The organism is Synechococcus sp. BA-124 BA4, from assembly GCF_034931165.1.
Genome location: NZ_JAYGIA010000078.1, coordinates 16,557 through 27,233, shown reverse-complemented (window position 1 = coordinate 27,233; position 10,677 = coordinate 16,557). Strand labels below are relative to the sequence as shown.

The following is a 10,677-nucleotide window of genomic DNA, read 5'->3' as shown; positions in this document are numbered from 1 at the left end:
GCCGGAGGCCTGGCTGGGCCTGCTGGAGGCTGAGCTGCGCTAGGCGAGCCGCCGGCCACTGCCGGATTCGAACCACAGTTCGCGCGCCGCCGGCCAGCCCAGCCCCATGGTTTCGCCCACCTCCACCCGGCCATCGCAGACCATGCGCCAGCGGCCGTGGGGCGTGTCGAGCTGGAGCAGCTGGCTGGCCCCCTGCCACTCACGCAGCAGCACCCGGGCCGGCAGCCCCCCTTCCGTCACGGGCTCCAGGTGTTCCGGGCGGACCGCCCGGATGCGGCCGGCCTCGGCGGGCAGCACATTGATGCGCGGTCGGCCGATGAAGCCGGCCACGAAAAGATTGGCGGGCTCGTCGTAGAGCTCACGGGGGGTGCCGATCTGCTGCAGCCGCCCCTGCTGCAGCACGGCGATGCGGTCGGCCAGGCCCATGGCCTCCTGCTGATCGTGGGTCACATAGACCACAGGCTGGGGGCCGCCGCAGAGCAACAGGCGCAGCTCCGCGCGCAGGTCCTCGCGCAACTGGGCATCGAGATTGCTCATCGGCTCATCGAGCAGAAACAACCGCGGCTTGCGCACCAGAGCCCGGGCCAGGGCCACCCGCTGGCGCTGACCGCCCGAGAGTTCCGCCGGCCGGCGCCGGCGCTGGGGCTCCAGCTGCAACAGCTCCAGCACCGAGCTGATCTGCTCCGCGATCCGATCGCGGGGGAGGCCGCGCAGCTCCATCCCCAGGGAGAGGTTCCGCTCCACCGTGAGGTGGGGGTAGAGGGCATAGCTCTGGAACACCATCCCCACCTGCCTGCGGCTGGGCGGCTGCCGGGTGATGTCGTCGCCATCGAGGCGGATGCTGCCGGCGCTGGGCTGATCGAGCCCGGCGATCAGCCTCAGGGTGGTGGTCTTGCCGCAGCCGCTGGGGCCCAGCAGTGCCAGGCACTCCCCCGGCGCCACGCCGAGGTTGAGGCCGTCGAGCACGAGGGTGCCGCCGACGCGTCTCTCCAGCCCCTCGAGCACCAGGCCCTGCGGCCGCTGAATACCGCTCATTTGACGGCCCCCTGGGTCAGGCCCGCCACGATCGGCTTCTGGAAGATCACCACCAGGGCCAGCAGCGGCAGGCTGCCCAGCACGGTGGCCGCCGCGAAGGCGCCATAGGGAACGGTGTACACGGAGGAACCGGCGATGCGGGCGATGGCGATGGGCAGGGTGAGCAGCTCCTGGCGGCTGATCCAGGTGAGGGCGATCGGGTATTCGTTCCAGCTGAACAGGAACACCAGCAGCCCGGTGCTGGCGCTGGCGGGGGCGATCAGCGGCAGCAGCACCCAGCGCAGCCGCTGCCAGAGGTTGAGGCCCTCCAGCACGGCAGATTCCTCCAGCTCCGGCGGCAGATCCCGGAACGCCGCCCCCAGCAGCAACACCGCCAGAGGCAGGGAGAGGCCGGCGTAGGGCAGGCTCAGCGCCAGCAGATGGTTGGCCAGCCCGAAGCGCCTGGCCAGCTCCAGCAGCGCCAGGAAGAGCAGCACATAGGGGAACACCGCGGCAGCGAGCAGCACGCCACTCAGCGCCACCCGGATTCCGGCCCGCTGCCGCTGGAGGCCGTAGGCGCAGGGGATGGCCAGCAGCAGGGTCAGGGCCGTGGTGGTCAGCCCCACCACTGTGCTGTTGAGCAGGAAGCGCCAGAAGGGTGGATCACCCGAGAGGATCTGCCGGTAGTTGTCGAAGGTCCAGCCCGTGAGGTCCGCCTGAGGATTCACCAGAGCCGCCCCTGTGCGCAGTGAGGTGTAGAGCTGCCAGAACAGAGGCAGCAGGCTCCAGAGCAGCACGAGCAGCACGGCCAGGCGACGGAACCGCATCAGGATCTCCCCCCCGCCAGCCAGCGCCGGCCCAGCAGCAGAGCGGCGGTGAGACCCAGCAGCAGCATGAACATCCCCAGCATCACCGTGGCGCTGTAGCCGAAATCGAGAAAGCGCATGGCTGAGAGATAGGAATAGAGAGCCAGGGTTTCGGTGCTCCCGGCCGGGCCACCGCCGGTGAGGATCTGCACCAGGTCGAACACTCCCAGCGCCTGGGCCAGCCGGAACAGCACGGCAAGGAAGACATAGGGCAGCAGCAGCGGCAGGGTGATCCGGCGCAGAGCCTGAGCGGGTGTGCCGCCCTCCAGGGCGAAGGCCTCGTAGAGGTCCATGGGGATCGACTGCAGTCCGGCCAGCAGCAGCAGAGCCACGAAGGGAGTGGTCTTCCAGACATCCGCGAGCACCACCACCAGCCAGGTGCTGGCGGGGCTGCTCAGAAAGGGCAGCGCCGGCAGTCCCAGCGCCTGCACCAGGGCATTGATCGGTCCGTAGGGATCATTGAAGATCCAGCGCCAGCCCAGAGCCATCACCGCGGTGGGCAGGGCCCAGGGCAGCAGGGTGATCGTGCGCACCGCTGTGCGGCCCCGCCAGCTCTGATGCAGCAGCAAGGCCAGGGCCAGCCCCAGCAGCAGCTCCAGCGACACCGACAGCCCGGTGAAGCGCAGGGTCTGAACGGTGTCCTGCCAGAAGCGCTCGTCCTCGAGCAGGCGCAGCCAGTTGGCACCGCCGTTGGGCACCGGCTGCAGGCCGGTGATCACCGAGTCGGCATGGAAGCTGAGCCAGCCGTAACGCAGCAGGGGCACGGCGAAGACCAGCGCCAGCAGCAGCAGAGCGGGCAGCGTGAGCAGAAGGGTCATGACCGCGCCGCCCCGCCGCTGACCCCCACGCCGCTGGCCCTCAGCAACTGGTTGCTGAGGCTCTGGGCCCGCTCCATGCCCTCGGCGGCCACCCGCTCGCCGGTGATCACCTCGCTGAGCTGCCGCTGCAGGATGTCACTGAGCTGGGCATAGAGCGGGCTGAGCGGACGCAGCACCGTGGCCTCCAGCGCCCGGCGCAGCTCCGGCAGCACCGGGTTCGCCGCCACCAGCTCCGGGTCCTCGAACAGGGCCAAGAGCGTGGGGGTGTAGCCCAGCCGCTGAGCCAGGTCCTTCTGAACCTCCGGCGCCGTGAGGGCGGCGATCACCAGTGCGGCCTCGCGGGGATGGGGGCTCTGGCTCACCAGTGAGAATCCCCAGCTGCCCTGGGTGGCGGCTGGGCGCCCCCCGGGGGCGGCCACCATCGTGGTCACGCCCACCTTCCCCCTGACCTGGCTGCCGGGTTTCTGCAGCTCGGCCCAGGCGTAAGGCCAGTTGCGCATCAGGGCGGCATCGCCGGCCTCGAAGCTCTGCAGCGCCTCCGGTTCGGCGAAATTGGCCACCGCCCGAGGGGTGATGCCCTGAACGATCAGCTGGCGCAACCAGGCGGCCGCGGCCACCCCGGCCGGGCTGCCCAGCTCCACTCGATCACCCGAGGCGGAGAGCCAGGTCCCGCCGAAGCCGTGCAGCACCTCCAGGAGGACACAGCTCAGTCCCTCGTACTGGCGGCCCTGCCAGACGTAGCCCCAGCGCACCCGGCCAGCCCGCTGCAGTGCGCCGGCGGTGGCCATCAGCTCGTCGGGGGTGCGCGGGGGCGTCGCCATCAGATCGGTGCGCCAGTAGAGCAGCCCCATGTCGGCCACCAGGGGGATCCGCCAGAGGTGGCCATCGAAGCGGTTGCCCTCCTGAGCCCCCGGCACCACCCCGGCGAGGGCGTCGTCCCCCAGCAGCGGCTCCAGGGGGGCGAGCCAGCCAGCGGCGGCATACTTCGGCGTCCAGGTGACGTCCATCAGCAGCAGGTCGTAGGGGCTGTCCCCCAGCAGCAGGCTGCTGATCGCCAGATCGGAGATGGCCTCGGTCTCGAAGGGGCCCCGGTTCACCCGCAGCACGATGCCGGGATGGCTGCGGTTGAAGCGCTCCACGATCGGCACGGTGGCCTCCACGAACGGCGCCGGCATCAGCGCCGTGACGACCACAGGTGCCTGGCGTTGCGCCCAGAGGGCTCCGGTGGCGATCAGGCCCACAAGCAGGAGAGCCAGGACGGCGTATCGCAGGGTGCTGCGCAGCCCCATGCTCCTCCTCCTGGAACGGTGCAGCGGGGGCCTGGCGACACCCCTGCGGGTCGGTTCGGCCGCTCGGCATGAACTTGCCGTCACCTTACCGAGCGGGGTCCTGGGAGCCTGTCTGCCTCAGCCGGCCCAGCGCCGGTGGAACCAGCCCTTGGCCAGCTCGGCGCTGGCCACGTAGGCCAGCAGGATCAGCAGCAGAAACTCCAGCGGCAGGGGCACGAACCCGAACAGGCGCCCCAACGGCGTCCAGGGCAGGGGCAGGGTGAGCATGCCCACCGCGATCGTGGCCGCCACCAGTGCCCTTGAAGGGCGACTGTGGAGCAGAGGACCGCGGGTGCGGATCACCAGCACGATCGAGGCGGCCGAGAACACTGATTCCAGAAACCAGCCGCTGCGGAACTGGGCGGCGTCGGCGTGGAGGATCCGGAGCAGCACCAGGAAGGTGAGGACGTCGAAGAGAGAACTCACCAGACCGAAGGTGACCATGAACCGCTTGATGAACGGGATTCTCCAGCGGTGGGGGCTGCTGATCCACTCAGGATCCACCCGGTCGGAGGCGATGGTCATCTCCGGCAGATCGGTGAGCAGATTGGTGAGCAGGATCTGCTTGGGCAGCAGCGGCAGAAAGGGCAGGGCCAGGGACGCCACCGCCATCGAGACCAGGTTGGCGAAGGTGCGCCTTCCCTCGCGGATGCCCGCCAGCAGCACGGCCGGGTCGGGATCCAGCAGCACGATGTCGGCCGCCTCCCGGGCCACGTCCACCGCCCAGGTAGCCCACCACGTGGCCGGAGCGCCGCAGGGCATGGATCAGCCGCTCCTTCTGGCTGGGCTCGATCTCGGCGAACACATCCACCTGCTCGGCCCGCACCGGCAGGGCACTGTCGGAGAGCTGCTGCATCTGGGTGCCGGTGAGCACCTCCGGGTTGCGCAGACCGGCTTCACGGCCCACCCGTGCCGCCACCAGGGCATTGTGGCCGGTGATCATCTTCAGCCGCACCCCGAGACGCGCGAGTTCGGCCACGGTGGCCTTCACGCCGGGCCGGAGCGGATCCGTGAGTGCCAGCAGACCCAGAACGGTCATGCCGGTTACGTCGGTGCGGCTCACCGCGCGGGGCACCCGACACCCCTCGGCGCTCCAGGCGGCATACCGCTCGCGCAGGTCCGCCTCCACGGCCGCCAGCGGCACAACGGCGCCGGCAGCGGTTTCCGCCCGGTCACACACCTCCCGCACCTTGAGAAAGGCCCCCTTGGTGATCAGCACCGGGACGCCCTCCCTGCGGGCCAGCACGCTCAGGCGCTTGCGGTTGAAATCAAAGGGGATCTCATCGAGCTTGGTCCAGGCCGTGAGGTCGATGGCACCGGCCGTTGCAGGATCACGTTGACCGCGAAGATCGTGATCACCAGCACCAGGGTCAGCTCCAGCAGCAGCGCCCCGAAGCGGCGCACACCCCGCTCGAAATCCGTTTCCGGGCTGCGCTGGCGCAGGCGCTCGGCGATGGCCGCGAACTGGGTGGCGGCTCCGGTGAGCAAGCACCCGATGGTGGTGGCGGCCGTCTGAAGCATCCGCGCCACCGCGCCGGCCGCGCCGCGCTCCTGCCAGAACCCCAGCAGCCCGCTGATCAGCACGATCACCAGGATGATCAGGCCATCGGTGGGGGAATCCAGCAGAAACAAGAGCAGGGCCGCGGCCGCCAGGATCAGGATGATCGGGCTGGTGAACTGACGCAGCAGCAGCCCGGCAGCACGGCGACCGGCACGCTCCAGAAGGCCTCGGGGTCTCCAGGGGGGTCAAAGGGCTCCATCGGCCTGGGCGAACTCTCGGTAAACTGATGGGTCTGAACGCCCGGTCAAGACCGGTGCAGAGCTGATCGCCATGGCCACCACCGCCCAGGATCCCCGCCACCAGGCCCTCGTGCTGTCGCTGCGGCAGCGCATGGCCGAAGCGAGGGCCCGTGGCGATGCCAAGGCCCACCAGGCCCTGTTCCGCGAGGCGGTCTACCTCGGCATCCAGCCCAGCCTTCTGGATGTGGAGGATGCCCCGGCCGCACCGGACCACACCAGCGGTCGCTGAGACCGCTCCAAGCTCTCCGCATGGAACGCCGTGGAGGGCATGCAGGCCCTGATCCTGCACAGCCTCTGGGGATTCCAGGGTGGCCTGCAGGAGGCGATTCAGCGGGCCCGCCATCACGGCTTTGATGGACTCGAGGCGAATCTCGACCATCCAGCCCTGGCTGGCGCTGATCCCGGCGCGGTGGTGGCCGAGCTGGGCGCCGCCGGGCTCGCGCTGATCGTGGAGCTGGTCACAGGCAACGGCTACGTGCCCGATCTCGCCATGACAGCCGCCGAGCATCTGCAGCACCTGGCCAGTCAGCTGGAGCGCTGCCGCCGACTCGAGCCACTACGGATCACGGTGATCACCGGCAGCGACAGCTGGAGCCGTGCAGATCAGCACTGGTTCTGGGACCGGGCGCTCGTTCTGGCCGCCGCCGCCCCGGCACCGGTGACGTTCGAAACCCACCGTTCACGCAGCCTGGCGGACCCCTGGCGCATTCAGGACTGGATCAGTCGCTACCCGGATCTGCGGCTCACCGCCGACCTCAGCCACTGGTGCGTGGCCTGCGAGCGGCTGATGACACCGGACCTGGAGCCGATCCAGACCATCGCTGAGCGGGTGGACCACATCCACGCCCGGGTGGGGCATGCCCAGGGGCCCCAGGTGAGTCACCCGTTCGCACCCGAACACACCGAGGCCCTCGTGGCGCATCGGGCCTGCTGGCAGCTGTTTCTCGATCGGGCCCGAGCACGCGGCATGGAGCGCTTCACACTCACTCCGGAGTTCGGCCCCGACGGCTACCTGCCCACCCTTCCCTTCACGAACCAGCCGGTGGCCGATCTGCTGCAGATCAACACGGCCATGGCCGCCTGGCTCAGACGCGAGCTGGAGACGAAGACGGAGTCGGAGTCGGCGGCTCCAGGCCCATGATCCGCGCATAGAGCGCCTGCTGGTGCAGGATCCGCCGCTCCAGCCGATGGGCGGGGCCGGGCGTCAGACCGCTGGCGTAGCCCCGCTGGGCCGACTCCACCAGGGCCCGGTCCTCCTCCAGAAACGCACGCAGTTCCTCGATCCAGGCTTCGCCCCGGGCCTTCTGGGCGGGATCACCCAGCAGCCACACGTGGAGGAGGCAGTGGCCGGGATCACGGGGAGGAAAACTGATCAGGGCCAGGCGCCCATCGGGCCAGGCCAGCAGATGAATCCAGGGCGGAGCCCCGAAGGTCAGGAACTCCGGCGCCTCCGCATCAGCAGCGCTGCCCTGAAGGGCAACCGGGGTGGCCAGCAGGTTGGCGTGATCGGCGAAGCGATGCCGGTAGTGGCGCACCGGCCCCTGCTGGCGGTGCAGGGTGTTGGGGTGCGCGATGGCCACGTGGTAGTCGTCGAGGGTGTTGTCGTGGGCAACCTTCCAGTTGCAGGCCAGTTCCGACTCCAGGCTGGCCAGCAGCACCCTTGGCCGCTCCAGGGCCGGGCCCAGCTCCTGCTCCACCAGATCCAGCTGGTGCTCGAGGGGCAGCGGATCCTGGCCGATCGCCACCCAGAGCATCGAGCCGCGCACCGCGCAGGCCAGTTGGATCAGGGGCCAGTCCTCGCGTGCGAAGGGATCCACGAACTCCGCTTCCCGGGCCGCGGCCCGCAGGCTGCCGCCGAGGTCGTAGGTCCAGCCGTGGTACGGACAGATGAGACGTCGGCAGGGCTGGGCCGCCTGTGCCGGGGGCAGCAGGGCCACCCCGCGATGAGGGCAGCGGTTGAGGAACGCCCGCGGCGGACCGCCGGGGGAATGGGTGAGCAGCAGGGGGCGATCCAGCAACTCGAGAGCCAGGGCTGTTCCTTCCGGCAGGCTGGAGAGTGGTGCCACCGGATGCCAGAAACGGGGGGCGTAAACCTGCCGCTCTCGTTCGGCCACCGGGGCGGAGCGATAGAGCTCCGCCTCCAGAAAGGGGCGCTGGCCGAACTGATCGCCTGACGCGTCCACGGCGGCCGGTTCAGAGGGTGGCGCCATCAAGGGTGCGCAGGGTGTTGACCAGTTCCTCCCGCAGCTCCAGAAACGGAGCGGACACCCTCAGGTGGGCCAGGTTGGAACGATCCAGATCCGCCTCCACCGTCCTGACGATGCGACCCGGACGCGGCGCCATGATGTGCACCCGCTTGGCCAGCAGCAACGCCTCCTCGAGGTCGTGGGTGATCAGCAGAGCCGTGAGCCCGGAGCGCTCCCAGAGCTGATAGAGAAACTCCTGCATCGATTCGCGGATCTGCAGATCCAGGGCGCCGAAGGGTTCATCCAGCAGCACCACCTTGGGATCGGCCGCCAGGGCGCGAGCTATCGCCACCCGCTGCTGCATGCCGCCGGAGAGCTCCCGCGGCAGACGCCGGGCGGCATCCTGCAGACCGACCACCTCCAGGAAGTAGCCCGTGCGCTCCCGGACCAGGGCCTTGGGCAATCCCTGCAGCGTCATGCCGAAGGCCACGTTCTGGGCCGCGGTCATCCAGGGGTAGAGGCTGTACTTCTGGAACACCATGCCCCGGTCGGGGCCGGGCCCGCGCACCGAACGGCCGTCCAGGGCGATCACACCGGCACTGGGGCTCTCCAGGCCGGCGATCAGGCGCATCACCGTGGATTTGCCCGAACCGGAGCTGCCCACCAGGGCGACGAATTCACCGGAATCGATCGAAAAGCTGATGTCGTCGAGCACCAACTTGGCGCGGCGGCCCTCGCCGAAGGTTTTGCTGACGCCGTTGACGGACAGATGCATGTCAGTTGGCCCACGCGCAGCTGCGGCGCAGCAGAAAGCGGAAACCCAGATCGATGAACAGCCCGATCAGGCCGATCACGATCAGGCCCACGAAGATCTCATCGGTGCGCAGGAAGCGCTGGGCCAGGCTGATGCGCTTGCCCAGGCCTTCGTTGGCGGCCACCAGCTCGGCCACGATCACCAGGTTCCAGGCCGAGGCCATGTTGATGCGGTAGGCATCAATCACCTGGGGGGCGATGAAGGGGGCCACCACGCGGGTGAGGATCGGCAGGCCACGGCCTCCAAGGGTGAGGGCCGTCTCGATCAGCTCGGGCGGCACGAACTTCACCGCATCCATGATCATCAGGGTGTTGAAGAAGAAGGTGCCGACGAAGATCAGCAGCACCTTGGGCAACTCCCCCAGACCGAAGTAGATGATCAGCAGGGGGATGAACGCTGGCGCCGGCATGTAGCGGATCAGACCCAGCAGCGGCTCCAGCAGGCGGCAGATCAGCGGATTGCTGCCCATGGCGATCCCCAGGGGCAGGGCCAGGGCCGCGGAGAGGGCGAAGCCCAGGAACACCCGCCGGATGCTGGCGATGGCATCACCCACCAGGATTCCGCCCTGGAACTGATCACTCGCGGCCTGCCAGACCGCCGGCGGGCTCGGCAGAAAGAGGGGATCAACCGCGCCGCTGAGACTGATCAGCGACCAGACCAGCAGCACCGCGCCGATCCCGAGGGGACCGAGCAACCAGGGACTCCTCATGGCGCCGCGTCAACGAAGCGCGCATCGAAGAGCTTGGTGAGATCAGGCGGTGTCTTGGCCAGTCCCACCTCCTGCAGGAAGGTGCTGATCTCGGCCGCGGCAAAGGGGAGCGAAGCCATGGTGCTGCCCGGCTTGAGCGCCTCACGGTTCTGCTCGAGCGTGAAGATCGTGGTGCCGGCGTCGTACTCCTTGTATTCGGCCTCGCTCACCCCAGCCCGGGCTGCCAGGATCGTGAGGCTGGGGCCAGGATTGGCCTTGATCTCCTTGAGGGTGGCGAACCAGGCATTCACCACCTTCTGCAGCTGCTCGGAGTTCTTCTCGACGAACTCCGTGCGGCAGACCAGGTGATCGCTGATGGCACCGGGGAACTCCTTGGAGGACACCAGGGTTGTGCTGCCGGCACGCTTGAGCGCCTGGGTGGTGAAGGGAGCGAACACACCCACGGCATCCACCTTCTCGGCCACGAAAGCTGCTGCGGCCGCCCCCGTTTCCAGCGGCACGAAGTCGATGTCCTTGGATGAGAGGCCCGCTTTCTTGAGGCCCAGCAGCAACAGGTAGTGATCGACCGTGCCCTCCTCCGCAGCCACCTTGCGGCCCTTGAGCTGAGTCACGTCCTTGATGCCCTGGGCGGCGATGATCTGGTCGTTCCCGGTGGAGTTGTCATTGGTGAGCACCACCCGCAGGTCGGCGCCTCCGGCGATCGAACTGATCGTGTCGTTGAGGGTCTGGCTGTTGCAATCGAGCTGGCCGGCGTTGAGCGCATTGATTGAGTCGAGGTAGCCATCGAACCACTGCAGGGTCACCGGCACCCCCGCCGCGGTGAACAGGCCCTTCTCCTCGGTGACCTTCCAGGGAATCCAGCCGGGCCAGGCGCTGTAGCCGATGCGCACGGGGGAGGCACCCGGCTTCGGAGGGCTCTGGCAGCTGGCCAGCAGTCCGCCGCCGAGCAGCGCCGTCAGGCCAAAACCGAGCAGACGTTGAAAGCGCCGGCGCGGATGGGGCGGCCGGTGCTGCTGAGAACGCGAGGGCGCGGCGGCAGGTTTGGCGGTGGAGCCGGGATCGGAGTGCGGATTAGAGATCATTGGTTGAGTGGCGAAGACAGGCTGTAAAGGAATAAAGGACTGGGAGAAACAAAAGCGTGG

General features: G+C 68.8%; 13 protein-coding genes. 2 read left to right on the top strand and 11 right to left on the bottom strand.

The genetic code is table 11. The features are described 5' to 3' along the window. Window positions 1–39: 39 nt before the first annotated feature. The 7 genes from VB734_RS10380 to VB734_RS10350 form a co-directional block, all read right to left on the bottom strand. Window positions 40–1,035, bottom strand: a complete 996-nt coding sequence (locus VB734_RS10380; RefSeq protein WP_197161332.1) for an ABC transporter ATP-binding protein — start codon at window positions 1,033–1,035, stop codon at window positions 40–42. After that, a complete protein-coding gene (locus VB734_RS10375) occupies window positions 1,032–1,841 on the bottom strand; it encodes a carbohydrate ABC transporter permease (RefSeq protein ID WP_197161329.1) in 810 nt (269 codons plus the stop codon). The genes VB734_RS10380 and VB734_RS10375 overlap by 4 nt, the downstream gene beginning before the upstream one ends. After that, on the bottom strand, window positions 1,841–2,698 hold the full coding sequence (locus tag VB734_RS10370) for a carbohydrate ABC transporter permease (RefSeq protein ID WP_197161326.1): 858 nt from the start codon (window positions 2,696–2,698) through the stop codon (window positions 1,841–1,843). Before VB734_RS10370 ends, VB734_RS10375 begins: the two co-directional genes overlap by 1 nt. Then, on the bottom strand, window positions 2,695–3,987 hold the full coding sequence (locus VB734_RS10365; protein WP_197161323.1) for an ABC transporter substrate-binding protein: 1,293 nt from the start codon (window positions 3,985–3,987) through the stop codon (window positions 2,695–2,697). The genes VB734_RS10370 and VB734_RS10365 overlap by 4 nt, the downstream gene beginning before the upstream one ends. A gap of 117 nt (window positions 3,988–4,104) precedes the next feature. Beyond that, the gene (locus VB734_RS10360; protein WP_231594506.1) at window positions 4,105–4,551 is read right to left on the bottom strand and encodes a cation transporting ATPase C-terminal domain-containing protein; all 447 of its coding nucleotides are present in this window, start codon (window positions 4,549–4,551) and stop codon (window positions 4,105–4,107) included. Continuing rightward, entirely contained in the window at window positions 4,520–5,272 is a 753-nt protein-coding gene (locus VB734_RS10355) for an HAD family hydrolase (RefSeq protein WP_197161319.1), read from the bottom strand. Before VB734_RS10355 ends, VB734_RS10360 begins: the two co-directional genes overlap by 32 nt. Window positions 5,273–5,274: 2 nt before the next feature. After that, window positions 5,275–5,658, bottom strand: coding sequence for a hypothetical protein (locus VB734_RS10350; RefSeq protein ID WP_197161316.1), 384 nt, complete (start codon window positions 5,656–5,658; stop codon window positions 5,275–5,277). Window positions 5,659–5,857: 199 nt separating this feature from the next. On the opposite strand from VB734_RS10350, the gene VB734_RS10345 reads away from it, so the two are divergent. Both VB734_RS10345 and VB734_RS10340 read left to right on the top strand, forming a co-directional pair. Continuing rightward, the gene (locus tag VB734_RS10345) at window positions 5,858–6,055 is read left to right on the top strand and encodes a hypothetical protein (RefSeq protein WP_197161313.1); all 198 of its coding nucleotides are present in this window, start codon (window positions 5,858–5,860) and stop codon (window positions 6,053–6,055) included. A gap of 39 nt (window positions 6,056–6,094) precedes the next feature. Then, window positions 6,095–6,967: a sugar phosphate isomerase/epimerase gene (locus tag VB734_RS10340; protein WP_197161310.1), complete on the top strand. Its 873-nt coding sequence runs from the start codon at window positions 6,095–6,097 to the stop codon at window positions 6,965–6,967. On the opposite strand, the gene VB734_RS10335 is transcribed toward VB734_RS10340, so the two are convergent. The 4 genes from VB734_RS10335 to VB734_RS10320 are packed head-to-tail and all read right to left on the bottom strand — an operon-like array spanning window position 6,912 to window position 10,617. Further along, window positions 6,912–8,036, bottom strand: a complete 1,125-nt coding sequence (locus VB734_RS10335; RefSeq protein WP_197161307.1) for an aromatic ring-hydroxylating oxygenase subunit alpha — start codon at window positions 8,034–8,036, stop codon at window positions 6,912–6,914. The genes VB734_RS10340 and VB734_RS10335 overlap by 56 nt on opposite strands. Further along, window positions 8,020–8,787 (bottom strand): ABC transporter ATP-binding protein, encoded by a 768-nt coding sequence (locus tag VB734_RS10330; protein ID WP_197161292.1) that lies wholly within the window; start codon window positions 8,785–8,787, stop codon window positions 8,020–8,022. The genes VB734_RS10335 and VB734_RS10330 overlap by 17 nt, the downstream gene beginning before the upstream one ends. 1 nt (window position 8,788) lies before the next feature. After that, window positions 8,789–9,535, bottom strand: coding sequence for an ABC transporter permease (locus tag VB734_RS10325; protein WP_197161289.1), 747 nt, complete (start codon window positions 9,533–9,535; stop codon window positions 8,789–8,791). Next, complete coding sequence (locus VB734_RS10320; protein ID WP_197161287.1) at window positions 9,532–10,617, bottom strand: ABC transporter substrate-binding protein; 1,086 nt, start codon at window positions 10,615–10,617, stop codon at window positions 9,532–9,534. The genes VB734_RS10325 and VB734_RS10320 overlap by 4 nt, the downstream gene beginning before the upstream one ends. Between the last annotated feature and the right edge of the window lie 60 nt (window positions 10,618–10,677).